Annotated in this window: 16 protein-coding genes; 3 read left to right on the forward strand and 13 right to left on the reverse strand. The window is 61.3% G+C overall.

Features of this window, described 5'->3' with window-relative positions; genetic code table 11:
* Nucleotides 1-36: 36 nt before the first annotated feature.
* The 10 genes from KHO49_RS10695 to ccoN (KHO49_RS10740) form a co-directional block, all read right to left on the reverse strand.
* Nucleotides 37-573: a FixH family protein gene (locus KHO49_RS10695; protein WP_102863801.1), complete on the reverse strand. Its 537-nt coding sequence runs from the start codon at nt 571-573 to the stop codon at nt 37-39.
* A gap of 18 nt (nt 574-591) precedes the next feature.
* Nucleotides 592-2,007 carry a cytochrome c oxidase accessory protein CcoG gene (gene ccoG, locus KHO49_RS10700; protein WP_102879006.1) on the reverse strand — a complete coding sequence of 472 codons (1,416 nt, stop codon included), beginning with the start codon at nt 2,005-2,007 and terminating at the stop codon, nt 592-594.
* 393 nt (nt 2,008-2,400) lie between these two features.
* On the reverse strand, nt 2,401-3,378 hold the full coding sequence (gene ccoP / locus KHO49_RS10705) for a cytochrome-c oxidase, cbb3-type subunit III (RefSeq protein ID WP_102863799.1): 978 nt from the start codon (nt 3,376-3,378) through the stop codon (nt 2,401-2,403).
* Nucleotides 3,375-3,560, reverse strand: a complete 186-nt coding sequence (locus KHO49_RS10710) for a CcoQ/FixQ family Cbb3-type cytochrome c oxidase assembly chaperone (protein WP_011060239.1) — start codon at nt 3,558-3,560, stop codon at nt 3,375-3,377. The genes ccoP (KHO49_RS10705) and KHO49_RS10710 overlap by 4 nt, the downstream gene beginning before the upstream one ends.
* Nucleotides 3,561-3,565: 5 nt before the next feature.
* Nucleotides 3,566-4,174, reverse strand: a complete 609-nt coding sequence (gene ccoO / locus KHO49_RS10715; RefSeq protein WP_102863798.1) for a cytochrome-c oxidase, cbb3-type subunit II — start codon at nt 4,172-4,174, stop codon at nt 3,566-3,568.
* Entirely contained in the window at nt 4,174-5,616 is a 1,443-nt protein-coding gene (gene ccoN, locus KHO49_RS10720) for a cytochrome-c oxidase, cbb3-type subunit I (RefSeq protein ID WP_102863797.1), read from the reverse strand. Before ccoN (KHO49_RS10720) ends, ccoO (KHO49_RS10715) begins: the two co-directional genes overlap by 1 nt.
* A 496-nt stretch (nt 5,617-6,112) precedes the next feature.
* Nucleotides 6,113-7,060: a cytochrome-c oxidase, cbb3-type subunit III gene (ccoP, locus tag KHO49_RS10725; RefSeq protein WP_102863796.1), complete on the reverse strand. Its 948-nt coding sequence runs from the start codon at nt 7,058-7,060 to the stop codon at nt 6,113-6,115.
* Nucleotides 7,057-7,287, reverse strand: coding sequence for a cbb3-type cytochrome oxidase subunit 3 (locus KHO49_RS10730; RefSeq protein ID WP_102879007.1), 231 nt, complete (start codon nt 7,285-7,287; stop codon nt 7,057-7,059). The genes ccoP (KHO49_RS10725) and KHO49_RS10730 overlap by 4 nt, the downstream gene beginning before the upstream one ends.
* Before the next feature lie 3 nt (nt 7,288-7,290).
* Nucleotides 7,291-7,899 (reverse strand): cytochrome-c oxidase, cbb3-type subunit II, encoded by a 609-nt coding sequence (gene ccoO / locus KHO49_RS10735; protein ID WP_102863795.1) that lies wholly within the window; start codon nt 7,897-7,899, stop codon nt 7,291-7,293.
* A gap of 10 nt (nt 7,900-7,909) precedes the next feature.
* Nucleotides 7,910-9,334: a cytochrome-c oxidase, cbb3-type subunit I gene (ccoN, locus tag KHO49_RS10740; protein WP_110596940.1), complete on the reverse strand. Its 1,425-nt coding sequence runs from the start codon at nt 9,332-9,334 to the stop codon at nt 7,910-7,912.
* A gap of 99 nt (nt 9,335-9,433) precedes the next feature.
* Here ccoN (KHO49_RS10740) and KHO49_RS10745 point away from each other — a divergent pair, with 99 nt between their 5' ends.
* Nucleotides 9,434-10,129, forward strand: a complete 696-nt coding sequence (locus KHO49_RS10745) for an alpha/beta family hydrolase (RefSeq protein WP_249735501.1) — start codon at nt 9,434-9,436, stop codon at nt 10,127-10,129.
* 164 nt (nt 10,130-10,293) lie between these two features.
* Here the strand turns inward: KHO49_RS10745 and KHO49_RS10750 are convergent, their stop codons facing one another.
* Together KHO49_RS10750 and KHO49_RS10755 are read right to left on the reverse strand one after the other, a co-directional pair.
* On the reverse strand, nt 10,294-11,859 hold the full coding sequence (locus KHO49_RS10750; protein ID WP_102863792.1) for a methyl-accepting chemotaxis protein: 1,566 nt from the start codon (nt 11,857-11,859) through the stop codon (nt 10,294-10,296).
* A 218-nt stretch (nt 11,860-12,077) separates the two neighbouring features.
* Nucleotides 12,078-12,869: a CPBP family intramembrane glutamic endopeptidase gene (locus tag KHO49_RS10755; RefSeq protein WP_102879009.1), complete on the reverse strand. Its 792-nt coding sequence runs from the start codon at nt 12,867-12,869 to the stop codon at nt 12,078-12,080.
* Here KHO49_RS10755 and KHO49_RS10760 point away from each other — a divergent pair.
* A complete protein-coding gene (locus KHO49_RS10760) occupies nt 12,854-13,078 on the forward strand; it encodes a hypothetical protein (RefSeq protein ID WP_134929297.1) in 225 nt (74 codons plus the stop codon). The two genes, KHO49_RS10755 and KHO49_RS10760, sit on opposite strands and share 16 nt — an antisense overlap.
* Here KHO49_RS10760 and acnA read toward each other — a convergent pair.
* On the reverse strand, nt 13,048-15,789 hold the full coding sequence (gene acnA / locus KHO49_RS10765; protein WP_213665001.1) for an aconitate hydratase AcnA: 2,742 nt from the start codon (nt 15,787-15,789) through the stop codon (nt 13,048-13,050). The genes KHO49_RS10760 and acnA overlap by 31 nt on opposite strands.
* A 208-nt stretch (nt 15,790-15,997) precedes the next feature.
* Here acnA and rlmM point away from each other — a divergent pair, with 208 nt between their 5' ends.
* The gene (gene rlmM / locus KHO49_RS10770; RefSeq protein WP_102863789.1) at nt 15,998-17,071 is read left to right on the forward strand and encodes a 23S rRNA (cytidine(2498)-2'-O)-methyltransferase RlmM; all 1,074 of its coding nucleotides are present in this window, start codon (nt 15,998-16,000) and stop codon (nt 17,069-17,071) included.
* The last annotated feature ends 111 nt before the right edge of the window (nt 17,072-17,182 follow it).

A 17,182-nucleotide genomic window follows, 5' to 3' on the forward strand; every position in this document is an offset into this window, starting at 1 on the left:
GAGGGCGGCGGGCCGGCGATGGACGACAGGTGTTGTTCAGTTCAGGTCTTCCGCCCCTTGCAGCGGCTCATCGCCCAGCAGCAGGTCCTTGTCGTGGCTGACTTGTTCCTCTTCGAACATGCGCCAGGTCTTGTCGCCTTCGACTCCCAGCAGCTCGACGAAGCGCCGGCCTTCGACCTGATCGCTCAGCTGGCCAATGTAGCGACCTTGTTCGGTTTCGCTGCGGGTGAGGGCGATCTTGCGGTCTTTCTCGGGCTGGGTCGGCGAGATCAGGTTCAGCTCCAGGGTCTTGGGCTGGCTGTTACCGCTCAGGCGCAGTTCCACTTCGCCGGTCAGTTCGTCGAGGTGCACGTTGGCGCGCATCTTCAGGGTCTGGGCCAGCAGTTCACGGTCCAGGGAGCGGTTGATGCCCTTGCCGGCCTCGTAGTAGTTGTCGTTGACCAGGTTGTCCGGGTTGTTCACGGCGATGGTCACCATGGACAGGGTCAGGGTCACCGAGCAGGCGAGGATGCCAATGATGATCCAGGGCCAGAGGTGTTTGTACCAGGGGCTGGTGGTGGTAGCTGCGGGCATGATCACTTCTCTTGGCTCTTAACGAATTTGTGGGCCGATGAACCGGCTCTTGGCTTCAACGTGGACGCTGTCATCGTCGGCATCCTTGAGGATGAATTTCACCTCGTTGGTGGTCGATGGCAGTTGCTCTGGAGCGATGGACAATTCCACTGGCATGCTGACGATATCGCCGGCCTCCACGTGGATCTCACGCTTGCCTTGCAGCTTCAGGTCCGGCAGGCCAGCGGCATCGAGCACGTAGGTGTGGTCGCGCTGGTCCTTGTTCATGATCTTCAGGCTGTAGACGTTTTCGATCCGGCCTTCTGAGTTTTCGCGGTACAGCACCCGGTCCTTGCTGACATCGAAGCCCACCAGCGAGCGCATGAAGAACGCGGTGACCAGCAGGCTGATCATGGCCAGCAACACCAGGGCGTAACCGATCAGGCGCGGACGCAGTTTATGGGTTTTCTGTCCGGAGAGGTTGTGTTCGGTGGTGTAGCTGATGAGTCCGCGTGGGTACTCCATCTTGTCCATGATGCTGTCGCAGGCGTCGATACAGGCGGCGCAGCCGATGCATTCGATCTGCAGGCCATCACGGATGTCGATGCCGGTGGGGCAGACCTGGACGCACATGGTGCAATCGATGCAGTCGCCCAGACCCTGGGCCTTGTAGTCGGCGCCTTTCTTGCGTGGGCCACGGCTTTCACCACGGCGCGGATCGTAGGACACGATCAGGGTGTCCTTGTCGAACATCACGCTCTGGAAGCGCGCATAGGGGCACATGTAGATGCACACTTGCTCGCGCAGCCAACCGGCGTTGCCGTAGGTGGCCAGGGTGAAGAAGCCGACCCAGAAGTACGACCAGCCATCGGCCTGGCCGGTGAAGAACTCGATGACCAGTTCGCGGATCGGCGAGAAGTAGCCGACGAAGGTCATGCCGGTGACGAAGCCAATCAACAGCCAGAGGCTGTGCTTGCTGAGTTTGCGCAGGAACTTGTTGGCGCTCATGGGCGCCTTGTCCAGCTTGATGCGCTGATTGCGGTCGCCTTCGGTGACTTTCTCGCACCACATGAAAATCCAGGTCCAGACGCTCTGCGGGCAGGTGTAGCCGCACCAGACGCGTCCGGCATAGACGGTGATGAAGAACAGGCCGAAAGCGGCAATGATCAACAGGCCCGAGAGCAGGATGAAGTCCTGGGGCCAGAACGTGGCGCCAAAGATAAAGAATTTACGTTCCGGCAGGTTCCACCAGACAGCCTGGTGACCACCCCAGTTGAGCCACACAGTGCCGAAGTACAGCAGGAATAATCCGGCGCCGCCCAGCATGCGCAGATTGCGGAACAGGCCAGTGAAGGCGCGGGTGTAGATTTTTTCCCTGGAGGCGTAGAGGTCGACGCTGTTGGTCGCGTTTTTGGCAGGCGGGGTAACGTCTTGTACGGGAATCTGGTTGCTCATCATTGCATCCCACGGCAGTGGAAAAATGCCTCGGCCAGTACATGCCGGCCGGGGTCAAAAGGGGTGTTGCAGTGGCGCAATGATACGCCTGTAGCTCTAGCGCAAGGGTGCGACCTTTGGTCGCGTTGGGGGAAATCAACTGATGGTGTAATGACTTGAATCAATTGACTTATGAATTATGGACCCATTTGCAGGCGGCGCCGTTCAATTCTTCCAGGGAATGATCAGGCGGACTCCGCAGGCCTCAAAGTCCTCCTTGCTCTAGAAATGCTACTACCGGGTTGCCGGGAAGGGTGATCCACCGTCGAGCACCAGCCGATGCAAGGCGCAAACAAAACGGCCCCGTCAATTTTCATTGGCGGGGCCGTCGGGTATTGCTTTCAGGCGTCGGTCTTACTCGGCGTCGGCCTGCTTGTTACCGTGGGACAGGCTGTAGACATAGGCCGCCAGCAGGTGAACCTTGTCATTGCCTTGCAGTTGTTCCTGAGCAGGCATCACGCCCTGACGGCCATGACGAATGGTCTGCTGCAGTTGGGCGAAGCTCGAGCCGTAGATGAAGGCTGCCGGGTGAGTCAGGTTCGGGGCGCCCATGGCTGGTGTGCCTTTGCCTTCCGGACCGTGGCAGACCGCGCAGTTGGCGGCGAACAGCTTCTGACCATTGACCGGGTCGGCCTTGATGCCTTCCGGCAACTTGCGGCCGTCGAGGTTGGTCAGGACATAAGCGGCAACGTCACTGACGCCCTGTTCCTTGATCACGTCCACCCAGGCTGGCATCACCGCGTGGCGACCGCCCATGATGGAGGCCTTGATGGTTTCCGGCTCGCCGCCCCAACGCCAGTCGGCGTCAGTCAGGTTAGGGAAGCCATAGGCGCCCTTGGCGTCGGAACCGTGGCAGACCGAGCAGTTGGACGCGAACAGGCGACCGCCCATTTTCAGGGCTTGCGGGTCCTTGGCCACTTCTTCGATCGGCATGGCGGCGTACTTGGCGAAGATCGGACCGAACTTGGCATCCGACTTGGCCATTTCCTTTTCCCACTCATGCACACCGGTCCAGCCCGGCTGGCCGTTGGCAAACGGGGTCTGCTTCTCGTTATCGAGGTAGTTGTAGCCCGGCAGGACGCCTTTCCAGTTGCCCAGGCCCGGGTACAGCACCAGGTAACCCAGGGCGAAGACGATGGTGCCGACAAACAGCATGAACCACCACTGTGGCAGCGGGTTGTCGTACTCCTCGATCCCGTCGAAGGAGTGGCCGACCGTCTCGTCGGTCTGCTCGGTGCGCTGGCCCTTGCGGGTCGACAGCAGCAGCCAGGTCAGGGCGAAGATGGTACCCAGACTGAGGACTGTGACGTACAGACTCCAGAACGTAGTCATTCTTTGTTACTCCTAGAAGCTTGCTCGACGTGCTTGATGGCGTCGGGATCATCCGCGAACGGCAGCAAGGTCGCGTCTTCAAACTCGGACTTGCGCTTGGGGCTGAACACCCAGAGCGCCAAGCCGATGAAGGCCACCATCACAACAAGGGTGCCCAGGCCACGAATCATCCCGATATCCATCTAGATCACCGTTTGCTTTTGATGATGGTGCCCAGGCCTTGCAGATAGGCCACCAGCGCGTCCATTTCGGTTTTGCCCTTCACAGCATCCTGGGCGCCGGCGATGTCTTCGTCGGTGTAAGGGACGCCGAGTGTGCGCAAGACTTCCATTTTCTTCGCGGTGTCTTTGCCGTCGAGCTTGTTTTCTACGAGGAACGGATAAGCCGGCATCTTCGACTCGGGGACCACGTTGCGCGGGTTGTACAAGTGCGCACGCTGCCAGTCATCGGAGTAGCGGCCGCCGACACGGGCCAGGTCCGGGCCGGTACGCTTGGAACCCCACAGGAACGGGTGGTCCCAGACGCTTTCACCGGCCACCGAGTAGTGGCCATAGCGTTCGGTTTCAGCGCGGAACGGACGGATCATCTGCGAGTGGCAGCCGACACAGCCGTTGGCGATGTACACGTCGCGGCCTTCCAGTTCCAACGCGGTGCGCGGCTTCATGCCCTCCACCGGCTTGTTGGTAACGTCCTGGAAGAACAGCGGGACGATCTGGGTCAGGCCGCCGATGCTGACGGCGATGACCATGAAGAAGGCCAGTAGGCCAATGTTCTTCTCGACTACTTCGTGCTTCATCAGTGAGCTCCAACTACAGCGATCTGAGCGGCGGCTTCAGCTTCAGCCGGGTTCGAGGCGCGAACGGTGCGGAACACGTTGTACGCCATGATCAGCATGCCGGCGGCGAAGAACGCACCGCCCAGAGCGCGGACGATAAAGCCCGGGTGACTGGCTTGCAGCGCTTCGACGAAGGAGTAGGTGAGGGTGCCGTCATCGTTGATTGCACGCCACATCAGGCCCTGGGTAATGCCGTTGACCCACATCGAGGCGATGTAGAGCACGGTACCGATGGTGGCCAGCCAGAAGTGGGTGTTGATCAGGCCGGTGCTGTGCATCTGCTGACGACCGAAGACTTTCGGGATCAGGTGGTACAGGGCGCCGATGGAGATCATTGCTACCCAGCCCAGAGCGCCGGCGTGTACGTGGCCGATGGTCCAGTCGGTGTAGTGCGAGAGCGAGTTGACGGTCTTGATCGCCATCATCGGACCTTCGAAGGTCGACATGCCGTAGAACGCCAGGGACACCACCAAGAAGCGCAGGATCGGGTCGGTGCGCAGCTTATGCCAGGCACCCGACAGGGTCATCATGCCGTTGATCATGCCGCCCCAGCTGGGTGCCAGCAGGATGATCGACATGGCCATGCCCAGGGACTGGGCCCAGTCCGGCAGTGCGGTGTAGTGCAGGTGGTGCGGACCGGCCCAGATGTACAGGGTGATCAGCGCCCAGAAGTGCACGATGGACAGGCGATAGGAGTAGATCGGACGCTCGGCCTGCTTGGGTACGAAGTAGTACATCATCCCCAGGAAGCCGGTGGTCAGGAAGAAGCCCACGGCGTTGTGGCCGTACCACCACTGGATCATGGCGTCAGTCGCACCGGCATAGGCCGAATAGGACTTGAAGAAGCTGACCGGCAGGGAGGCGTGGTTGACGATGTGCAGCATCGCGGTCACCACGATGAAGGCACCGTAGAACCAGTTACCGACGTAGATGTGCTTGGTCTTGCGCTTGGTGATGGTGCCAAAGAACACCAGGCCATAGGTGACCCAGACGATCGCCAGCAGGATAGCCAGGGGCCATTCCAGTTCGGCGTATTCCTTGGTGGTGGTGTAACCCAGTGGCAGGGTCACGATCGCGCCGACGATCACCGCTTGCCAACCCCAGAAGGTGAAGGCCGCAAGGCTGTCGGAAATCAGTCGCGTCTGGCAGGTTCGCTGCACGACATAGTAAGAGGTGGCAAACAATGCACATCCACCGAAGGCGAAGATCACCAGGTTGGTGTGCAGCGGGCGCAGGCGTCCAAAGGTCGTCCATGGCAGATCGAAGTTCAACTCCGGCCAGACCAGTTGCGAGGCGATGAAGACACCGAGCCCCATGCCAAGGATCCCCCAGACCACCGTCATGATGGCGAACTGGCGGACTACCTTATAGTTATAAGCAGTCGGACTGATTGCTGTGCTCATTCTAAGGTTCCACGGTTTGGGTGTTTTATTAGGGATAAAAATCGGCCGCAAGTATGGAGAAAGCAGGGGGTCATTGCAACGCGCCATGACCTGGGTCAATGCGTTCCATGCCTGATTCTGCGGCCTTTCCCTATGCCGAGTAGGGACAAAAATTGCCCTCGGACAAAATGTCGCAGTGGACAAAAAACTTGGGGTGTCAGGTCAGTTGTAACCGGGTGTGTGGAAGTCCGCGGATCAGCTGACAGGTGGTAAGCCAGTCGACAGCCGGTATAAACCAGCCTTTGCGGCCTGTCATCGAGCGAAAGCTTCGAACGTCAAGGATACCGATGGCCTGTGACCGGTCATTGCCAGTCCACTTCGGGGCAAGCTTAGACCTGATTCGGATCAGTGCAAAGGCGGTGGGGGAGAGGGGTGCGACACTTGGTCGCAAAGAGGCAGGAGGGAAAGCTTCAAGCGGCAAGCTGCAAGTGAAATCTCGCAGCTTGCCGTTGATCTTTTACTGGTCGCTTTCAGCTTGTGGCTTGTTGCTGTTGTGGTGGGAGAGGCTGTACACGTAGGCGGCCAGCAGTTGCACCTTGTCGTTGCCGAGCAGTTCGCTCTGCGCCGGCATATGGCCCTGGCGACCGTGGCGGATGGTCTGCTGCAGTTGCGCCAGGCTGGTGCCGTAGATGAAACCGGCAGGCTGGGTCAGGTCGGGCGCGCCCATGATCTGAGTGCCCTTGCCGTCGGCGCCGTGACAGGCCACGCAGGTGGTGCTGAACGCTTGCTGCCCGGCCACCAGGTCGGCGTCGCTGTCCGCTGGCAGGGGCAGGCCGGCCAGTTCGTGACGGACATAAGCCGCTACGTTCTTCACGCCTGCTTCCTTGAGCACTTCACCCCAGGCCGGCATGGCCGCCATGCGGCCGCCCATGATGGTGGCCTTGATGGTGTCGGCGCTGCCGCCCCACCGCCAGTTGTCGTCCGCCAGGTTGGGGAAGCCGAAGGCACCCTTGGCGTCAGAGCCGTGGCACACCGAGCAGTTGGACGCGAACAGGCGTCCGCCCATCTTCAGTGCTTGTGGGTCCTTGGCCACTTCTTCCACGGGCATGGCTGCGAATTTGGCGAAGATCGGCCCAAATTTCACATCCGCCTTGGCCATTTCCTTTTCCCATTCCTTGGTCTGGGTCCAGCCGTCTTCATAGCCCGGCAGAATGCCTTTCCAGTTGCCCAGGCCCGGGTAGAGGATCAGGTAGCCCACGGAAAACACCAGGGTCCCGGCGAACAGCAGGAACCACCATTGCGGCAGGGGGTTGTCGTACTCCTCGATGCCATCGAAAGCGTGGCCCATGGTCTGGTCCACGCTGCCCTTGGTTTCACCCTTGCGGGTGCCGACCAGCAGCCAGGTCAGGCCGATCAGGCTGCCGATGGTCAGTACGCAGATCCACGTACTCCAGAAGGTGGTCATGGCCGAATGCTCCTTGTTACAGGCTCTTGAGGTTGAGCGTCATCAGTTGTATTACCGGCCGGTGCCGCACCCGGCATCGGGTCGTCGGCGAAGGGCAGCAGGCGTGCCTGGGCAAACTCGGGATTGCGTTTTGAGTTGAACACCCAGATCGATAGACCGACGAAGGCGATCATCACCACCAGGGTCCCGAGCCCGCGGATCATGCCGCTATCGAGTTCAAAACCCATGGCTCACCTCTTGCTCTTGATCGCAGTGCCAAGCACTTGCAGGTAGGACACCAGGGCGTCCATCTCGGTCTTGCCCTTGAGCGAGGCGGTGGCCCCGGCGATGTCGTCGTCGGTATAGGGCACGCCGAGGGTGCGCATGACCTTGAGCTTGGTTTCGGTATGGCTGCTGTCCACCGCTGCTGTCACCAGCCACGGGTAGGCCGGCATCTTCGACTCGGGCACGACGTTGCGCGGGTTGTACAAGTGCGCACGGTGCCAGTCATCGGAGTAGCGGCCGCCGACACGGGCCAGGTCCGGACCGGTACGCTTGGAGCCCCACAGGAACGGGTGGTCCCAGACGCTTTCACCAGCCACCGAGTAGTGACCGTAACGTTCGGTTTCAGCGCGGAACGGACGGATCATCTGCGAGTGGCACTGTACGCAGCCTTCGCGGATGTAGATGTCACGGCCTTCCAGTTGCAGGGCGGTGTAGGGCTTCATGCCTTCCACCGGCTTGTTGGTGACGTCCTGGAAGAACAGCGGGACGATCTGGGTCAGACCGCCGATGCTCACCGCGAAGACCATCAGCAGCATCAGCAGGCCGACGTTTTTTTCAATCGTTTCGTGTTTCATGGCGGACTCCTCAGGCCATCTGCGCAGCGGCGTTGACTTCGGCTGGCACGGCGGCACGCACGGTGCGCCAGGTGTTGTAAGCCATCAGGAACATGCCGCTGAGGAAGATCGCACCACCGACCAGTCGCACGATGAAGCCTGGGTGGCTGGCCACCAGGGTTTCGACGAAGGAGTAGGTGAGGGTGCCGTCTTCGTTGACTGCACGCCACATCAGGCCCTGGGCGATACCGTTGACCCACATCGAGGCGATGTAGAGCACGGTACCGATGGTGGCCAGCCAGAAGTGGGTGTTGATCAGGCCGACGCTGTACATCTGCTCGCGACCGAAGACTTTCGGGATCAGGTGGTACAGCGCGCCGATGGAGATCATCGCTACCCAGCCCAGAGCGCCGGCGTGAACGTGGCCGATGGTCCAGTCGGTGTAGTGGGACAGGGCGTTGACGGTCTTGATCGCCATCATCGGACCTTCGAAGGTCGACATGCCGTAGAACGCCAGGGACACCACCAAGAAGCGCAGGATCGGGTCGCTACGCAACTTATGCCAGGCACCCGAGAGGGTCATCATCCCGTTGATCATGCCGCCCCAGCTTGGCGCCAGCAGTACCAGGGACATCACCATCCCCAGGGACTGAGCCCAGTCCGGCAGTGCGGTGTAGTGCAGGTGGTGCGGACCGGCCCAGATGTACAGGGTGATCAGTGCCCAGAAGTGCACGATGGACAAGCGATAGGAATACACCGGACGCTCGGCCTGCTTGGGTACGAAGTAGTACATCATCCCCAGGAAGCCCGCGGTCAGGAAGAAGCCCACAGCGTTGTGGCCGTACCACCACTGCACCATCGCATCGGTCGCACCGGCATACACCGAGTAGGATTTGGTGAAGCTGACCGGCAGTTCCAGGTTGTTGACGATGTGCAGGATGGCCACGGTGATGATGAAGGAGCCGAAGAACCAGTTACCCACATAGATGTGTTTGGTCTTGCGCTGCATCACGGTGCCGAAGAACACAATGGCGTAGGCCACCCAGACAATGGTGATCAGGATATCGATCGGCCATTCCAGTTCGGCGTATTCCTTGGAGCTGGTGTAGCCCAGTGGCAGGCTGATAGCTGCCAAGAGGATGACCAGCTGCCAGCCCCAGAAGCAGAACGCGGCGATTTTCGGCGCGAACAACTGAGTCTGACAGGTGCGTTGCACCGAGTAGAACGAGCTGGCAAACAGTGCGCAGCCGCCAAAGGCGAAGATCACCGCGTTGGTGTGCAGCGGACGTAGACGGCCGAAGCTGGTCCACGGTAGGTCGAAGTTGAGTTCAGGCCAGACCAACTGGGCAGCGAGAAAAACCCCGAGCCCCATGCCGACGATGCCCCACACCACCGTCATAATGGCGAATTGGCGGACCACCTTGTAGTTGTAGGCGGTACTGATAGAAGTGTTCATGGTTCCCCATCCACGGTTCAGCTGAAGTGAAAGCGACTGCGCACGGCAAGGCGCGCTCACTTCGTCTGGAGTTATAGGCAGACTAAAAGCGAGGCAAGCATGAGCAATGAGCACAAGGCCAGTATTGACGGGGATCAATGGGCGCAGTGCGTGCGGAAACGGGGCTGGTTATGGGAGGTCGCCGCTGTTGCCAGCCCGTTGCAGGCTCCGACCCTGATCCTGGCCCATGGTGCCGGTGCGCCGATGGACAGCAGCTTCATGAACGACATCGCTGTACGCCTTGCCGGGCATGGGGTGAACGTCTTGCGCTTCGAGTTTCCCTACATGGCCCAGCGGCGCCTGGATGGCGGCAAGCGCCCGCCCAACCCGGCACCCAAACTCCTGGAGTGCTGGCGCGAGGTGCATGCCTTGGTGCGACCTTATGTCACTGGGGTTCTGGCGGTGGGCGGCAAGTCCATGGGCGGACGCATGGCCAGTTTGCTGGCCGATGAATTGGCTGCCGATGCCCTGGTGTGCCTGGGCTATCCCTTCTATGCCGTTGGCAAGCCGGAAAAACCGCGAGTGGCGCACCTGGCCGAACTGGCGACGCCGACCCTGATCGTGCAGGGCGAGCGTGACGCCCTGGGCAATCGCCAGGCGGTCGAAGCCTACTCGCTGGCGCCGAGTATAGAGCTGTATTGGCTGACGGCCGCTGATCACGATCTCAAGCCCCTGAAGGCCTCCGGTTGCACCCATGAGCAGCACCTGGAGTCAGCGGCGGCCAAGGTCGCTGCGTTCCTGCAAACACTGGCCTGATCCTGTATCAAGCTTGCTCGCGAAGCGCTCACCCGGCCCTCGAATGGGGATCGCGGCGTAGATCTGTCGCGAGCAAGCTCGCTCCTGCGGCTGTTGGGCGAGTTCGCAGGCATAAAAAAACCGCAAGCCGGTGCTTGCGGTTTTTTTGTCGCCGGCCCGGGGGCTTAGCGGTTGAAACGCTCCACCAGCGAGTACTGGGTGTGGGCGGTGCGGGTCAGGGCTTCGCTGAGTTCGGCCGAGTGCTGGGCCTGCTCCGAAGTCTGGTCCGCCAGTTGCGCGATGGTGCTGATGTTGCGGCTGATCTCTTCGGCCACCGAGCTTTGCTCTTCGGTGGCGGCAGCGATCTGGGTGGTCATGTCGGTGATGTTGGCCACCGCTTCACTGATGCCCACCAGCGCCTGGTCGGCTTCCAGCACCCGCGCCACGCCTTCTTCGGCCTGACGGTGACCGGCGTCCATGGTTTGCACGGCGGTGGCGGCGGTTTGTTGCAGCTTGGCGATCAGGGTGTGGATCTGCCCGGTGGACTCGCTGGTGCGTTGCGCCAGCTGGCGCACTTCATCGGCGACCACGGCAAAGCCGCGGCCCATTTCCCCGGCGCGTGCCGCTTCGATGGCCGCGTTCAAGGCCAGCAGGTTGGTCTGGTCGGCGATGCCCTTGATCACATCCACCACGCCGCCGATCTCGTCGCTGTCCTTGGCCAGCTGGGTCACGGTCAGGCCGGTTTCGCCCACCACCACTGACAGGCGCTGGATGGCTTCGCGGGTTTCCCCGGCGATGTCCCGGCCACGGCCGGTAAGGCGATTGGCTTCCTGGGTGGCGTCGGCGGTGCGTTGTACGTGGCTGGCCACTTCCTGGGTAGTGGCGGCCATCTGGTTGACCGCGGTGGCCACCTGCTCGGTTTCGACCCGCTGACGCTCCAGGCCGCTGGAGCTGTTGTGGGCCAGGGTGTCGGACTGGCGAGCCTGCTCGTTGAGGTGCTCGGCCGTGTCCTGCAGGCGGGTCAGGCAGGTCTTCAGGCGTGCTTCCTGGCTCAGGATCGACATTTCCAGACGTGCCTGGGCGCCGCGGCTGTCGGTGTACATCTGGGCGATCAGCGGGTCGGAGGTGGTCTGCTCGGCCAGGCGCAACAGGCGCTTGAGGCCGCGTTGCTGCCAGCTCAGGCCCAGCAGGCCCAGCGGCACCGAGAGCGCGGCAGCCAGGGCGAAGCCCCAATGGGAGTTGAGCCAGGCGCCGATCATGAAGCTCAGTTGGCTGACCAGAATGAAGGGCAGCCAGTCCTGCAGCACCGGTAGCCACTTGTCACGCTTGGGAATGGCCGACTTGCCGGAGTTGATACGCTGGTAAAGCGCTTCGGCGCGGCGCACTTGTTCGGCGGTGGGCTTGACCCGTACCGATTCGTAACCCACCACCTGGTTACCTTCGAACACCGGAGTCACGTAGGCGTTGACCCAGTAGTGGTCGCCGGTCTTGCAGCGGTTCTTGACGATGCCCATCCATGGCAAGCCTTGTTTCAAGGTGCCCCACATGTGCGCGAACACTGCCGCTGGGACATCAGGGTGACGGACCAGGTTGTGCGGCGCGCGAACCAGTTCTTCACGGGAGAACCCACTGATCTCGACAAAGGCATCGTTGCAGTAGGTGATCACGCCTTTGGCGTCGGTGGTGGAAATCAACCGTTGTTGAGCCGGGAAGGTACGTTCGCGCTGAGTGACAGGCTGGTTATTACGCATGGTTTTTCAATCCGCAAGGCTTTGATGGGTTGTCGGCCGCTTCAGCCGATTATTGAAATTATTTTTCAATAATCGGCGCTGGGTCTCATTAGGCAGAAGCTGTCGCTTGCAAAATGCGCCACCGCGGTTCCGATGGCTTTGGCGAGGCGTTAATCATTGACCTTCTTCCTTGATAGTCAATTGTCCTGAAGTACTGGTTTTGGCAACTTTTCGCTGGGCTATCCGGCGAGCATCGGATAGCTGAACAGGCCGAAATGCAGCAGATTGAGACCGAAGTGCGTAGCAATTGCCGCACCCAGGCCTCCAAAGCGATAGGCCAGACCGTAGCCGACCCCGGCGATGGTCGCCAGTAGGGTCCATTGCCAGCCAGCACCCAGGTGTACCAGGCCAAATAACAGGGCCGCACACAGCAGTGCCAGGTTCTCACCATAGGGAAGGGCCTTGAATTTCCGGCTCAGGCCGCCCTGGATGTAACCCCGGAACAGCGCTTCCTCCACCAGGGTGACCAGCAGCAGATTGTTCAGCACCCACAACCAGGCCTGATCCGGCCATTTCGGCGCCCAACTGATGATTCCCAGCAGCAATGCTCCGCCCAATGCGGCGATTGCGCACAACGTCAGGGCCAGAACCGTTGCGTAGAGCGACAGACGCAGCGAGCGCCGACCGACGATCCAGGGGCAGACCAAGAGCAGCCAGAAGCCGATCAGCGGTTTGTCCTGATTCAGGTACATGGAGAAGGGCACTGCGTCGTCGGTAAAGCGCTGCGGGTCGATGGCCCGGCCGTTGTAGAAGCCTGGCAGCCAGTGCATGGCCAGAGCCAGGGCGAGCACCACGAACAGGCCGTGGCCCAGGTATTGGCCGATGCGGCTGTGTTGCTGGCGTACGGCAAATCCGGCGCAGAGCAGCAGGAAGATCGAGAGGGCGGCCAGCAGCCCCAGTTGCCCGTAGCTCAGAGCCAGTGCGTAGCCGATAGAAAGGAGTGCCAGATACATCCATGGCAAAGCGGTCATGTGGAATCCTTGTTGCAAAAGAAAGAGGTATTGCAGAAACGTTGTTCAGCGGCGGATCTGTAGTCGCCATTGCGACCGGTGAGTCAGCTTTGGCGGGCGGCAAGTATAACCAGCTGAGTTTTGTTCGACAGGCCGACGAAAAACACCGCCCTGAGGCGGTGTTTTATTTCGTGGTGGATCAGGATGCAATCAGTTGGCGCAACACGTAGTGCAGGATTCCTCCGGACTTGAAGTACTCGACTTCGTTCAGCGTATCGATGCGGCACAGCACCTCGATTTTCTCCTGGCTGCCATCCTCACGGGTGATCACCAGGGGCAGGTTCATCCGCGGGGTCAGTTCCACGTCGCTCAGGCCGAGGATGTCCAGGGTCTCCTTGCCGGTGAGTTTCAGGCTCTTGCGGTTCTGGTCGAGCTTGAACTGCAAGGGCAGGACCCCCATGCCCACCAGATTGGAGCGGTGGATGCGCTCGAAGCTTTCGGCGATCACCGCCTTGACCCCCAGCAGGTTGGTGCCCTTGGCGGCCCAGTCACGGCTGGAACCGGTGCCGTATTCCTGACCGGCGATGACCACCAGCGGCGTGCCCGAGGCCTGATATTTCATGGCCGCGTCGTAGATCGGCATTTTCTCGCCACTGGGGATGTAGAGCGTATTACCGCCTTCTTCGCCGCCGAGCATTTCGTTGCGGATGCGGATGTTGGCGAAGGTGCCGCGCATCATCACTTGGTGATTGCCCCGACGCGAGCCGTAGGAGTTGAAGTCCCGGGGTTCCACGCCCTTGTCCCGCAGGTAGCGTCCGGCCGGGCTGTCGGCCTTGATATTGCCGGCGGGAGAGATGTGGTCGGTGGTCACCGAGTCCCCCAGCAGCGCCAGCACCCGTGCACCGCTGACGTCCTTGATTTCCGGCAGGGGGCCGGCAATGTCGTCGAAGAAGGGAGGGTGCTGGATATAGGTGGAGTCGTCCTGCCAGACATAAGTGGCCGCCTGTGGCACTTCAATGGCTTGCCATTGGGCGTCACCGGCAAACACCTCGGCGTATTCCTTGTGGAACATCCGTGTGTTGACCTGGGCCACAGCCTCGGCGATTTCCTGGCTGCTGGGCCAGATGTCCCGCAGGTACACCGGCTGGCCATCCTTACCTTGACCCAGCGGTTCGCTGCTGATGTCGATACGTACCGTGCCGGCCAGGGCATAGGCCACCACCAGGGGCGGGGAAGCCAGCCAGTTGGTTTTGACCAGGGGATGCACCCGGCCTTCGAAGTTGCGGTTGCCCGACAGCACCGAAGCCACGGTGAGGTCGGCTTGCTGGATGGCTTTCTCGATCGGTTCCTGTAGCGGACCTGAGTTGCCGATGCAGGTGGTGCAGCCATAGCCCACCAGATCGAAGCCCAGTTGGTCCAGGTAAGGCGTAAGTCCGGCGGCTTTATAGTAGTCAGTCACCACCTTGGAGCCTGGAGCCAGCGAACTCTTGACCCAGGGCTTGCGCTGCAGGCCCTTTTCCACGGCTTTCTTGGCCACCAGGCCTGCCGCCATCATCACGCTAGGGTTGGAGGTGTTGGTGCAGGAGGTGATGGCGGCGATCACCACCGCGCCGTTTTTCAGGCGATAGGTCTGGCCTGCGTCCTGGTAGTCGGCTTCGCCCACCAGGTCGGCATTGCCCACGGCGACACCGCCGCCGCCCTCGCTTTCCAGGCGACCTTCTTCCTTGCTGGTGGGCTTGAACTGTAGGTCGAGGAAGTCAGTGAAGGCTTGGGCCACATTGGGCAGAGCAACCCGGTCTTGTGGCCGTTTGGGGCCGGCGAGACTGGCCTCCACGGTGCCCATGTCCAAGGCCAGGCTGTCGGTGAATACCGGCTCCTTGCCCGGCAGGCGCCACAGGCCCTGGGCCTTGCTATAGGCCTCCACCAGTTTCACCAACTCGGCAGGGCGCCCGGACAGGCGCAGGTAATCCAGGGTGATGTCGTCCACCGGGAAGAAGCCGCAGGTGGCGCCATATTCCGGGGCCATGTTGGCAATGGTGGCGCGGTCTGCCAGGGGCAGGTCGGCCAGGCCATCGCCATAGAATTCGACGAACTTGCCCACTACGCCCTTCTTGCGCAGCATCTGGGTCACCGTCAGCACCAGATCGGTGGCGGTGATGCCTTCCTTGAGCTTGCCGGTGAGTTTGAAGCCGATGACTTCCGGAATCAGCATCGACACCGGCTGGCCCAGCATTGCCGCTTCTGCCTCGATCCCGCCCACGCCCCAGCCCAGCACGCCGAGGCCGTTGATCATGGTGGTGTGGGAGTCGGTGCCCACCAGGGTGTCGGGGAAGGCGTAGGTGCGGCCATCCTCGTCCTTGGTCCAGACCGTGCGCCCCAGGTATTCCAGATTGACCTGGTGACAGATGCCTGTGCCCGGCGGCACCACGCTGAAGTTGTCGAAGGCGCTCTGGCCCCAGCGCAGGAAGGCATAGCGTTCGCCGTTGCGCTGCATTTCGATGTCGACGTTTTGCTCGAAGGCGCTACTGCTGGCGAACTTGTCCACCATCACCGAGTGGTCGATCACCAGATCCACCGGGGACAGCGGGTTGATCCGTTGTGGATCGCCACCGGCCTTGGCCATGGCAGCACGCATGGCGGCCAGGTCGACCACGGCGGGCACACCGGTAAAGTCCTGCATCAGGACGCGAGCGGGTCGGTATTGGATCTCCCGGTCGGAGCGACGCTCCTTGAGCCAGGCGGCGAGGGCCTTGAGGTCGGCGCCGGTGACGGTCTTGTCGTCTTCCCAGCGCAGCAGGTTTTCCAGCAGGACTTTCAGCGACATGGGCAGGGCGTCGATATCGCCCAGGCTCTTGGCGGCGTCCGGCAGGCTGAAATAGTGATAAGTCTTGTCGTCGACTTTTAGGGTTTTAAGGGTTTTCAGGCTATCGAGGGATGGCATTGAATGACTCCTTGTGGCCCGCACGGCTACGGGCCTGTGATACGGACAGAGGGTTAACCTAGCTCTGTTTGGGGCTTATAGCTAATCACTGGACTCCTGGGTTCAGTCCAAGGTTCCGAACTCGGTTATGATGCGCCGGTTTTCGTGACAGGCTTTGCTACAGGGCAGGTTTGCGCATCGATTCGTCGCCATTTGCCCAGGAGATTCAATGAACACCCTGTTTATCCATTGCCGGCCCGGTTTCGAGGGCGAAGTCTGCTCCGAGATCGCCGACCACGCGGCTCGGCTGAATGTCGCCGGCTACGCCAAGGCCAAGCCCAGCACTGCCTGCGCCGAGTTCATCTGCACCGAGGACGACGGCGCCCAGCGCCTGATGCAGGGGCTGCGCTTTGCCGAACTGATCTTCCCCCGGCAGTGGGCCCGCGGCGGCTTCATCGAGTTGCCGGAAACCGACCGCATTAGCGTGATCCTGGCCTACCTGGCCGGCTTTCCCCAGTGCGGCAGCCTGTGGCTGGAGGTGGTGGATACCAATGACGGCAAGGAACTGTCGAACTTCTGCAAAAAGTTCGAAGGTCCGCTGCGCAAGGCCCTGAGCGCTGCCGGCAAGCTGGTGGAGGATGCCGCCAAGCCGCGCTTGCTGTTGACCTTCAAGAGTGGGCGTGAAGTCTTTGTCGGCCTGGCGGATGCCGGCAACTCGGCCATGTGGCCGATGGGCATTCCACGCTTGAAGTTCCCCCGGGAAGCGCCAAGCCGTTCGACCCTGAAACTGGAAGAGGCCTGGCACCACTTCATCCCCCGGGATCAGTGGGATGAGCGCTTGCATAGCGACATGACCGGGGTCGACCTGGGTGCGGCGCCAGGAGGCTGGACCTGGCAGTTGGTCAATCGCGGCATGCTGGTGACCGCCGTCGATAACGGCCCTATGGCTGAAAGCCTGATGGACACTGGCCTGGTGCAACACCTGATGGCGGACGGCTTTACCTTCAAGCCGCGACAGCCGGTGGACTGGATGGTCTGCGACATCGTCGAGAAGCCGGCGCGCAACGCCGCACTTCTGGAAACCTGGATCGGCGAGGGCCATTGCCGCGAGGCCGTGGTCAACCTGAAGCTGCCGATGAAGCAGCGTTACGCCGAAGTGAAGCGTTTGCTGGAGCGGATTGAAGAGGGCTTCAAGGCGCGGGGAATTCGGGTGGCGATCGGCTGCAAGCAGCTGTATCACGACCGCGAGGAAGTGACCTGCCACCTGCGTCGCCTGGATGTGAAAAAGCCCAAATCGGCGTAGTACCCGCAACACCGCCCGCTTCCAGGTAGGAGCCGGCTTGCCGGCGAAAAAGGCCCCACAGCTGTGCAAGGCGTGAGGATGCCTTCGCTGGCAAGCCAGCTCCTACGGCAG

This window comes from Pseudomonas sp. RC4D1, from assembly GCF_018390395.1.
Taxonomy (GTDB): domain Bacteria; phylum Pseudomonadota; class Gammaproteobacteria; order Pseudomonadales; family Pseudomonadaceae; genus Aquipseudomonas; species Aquipseudomonas danubii.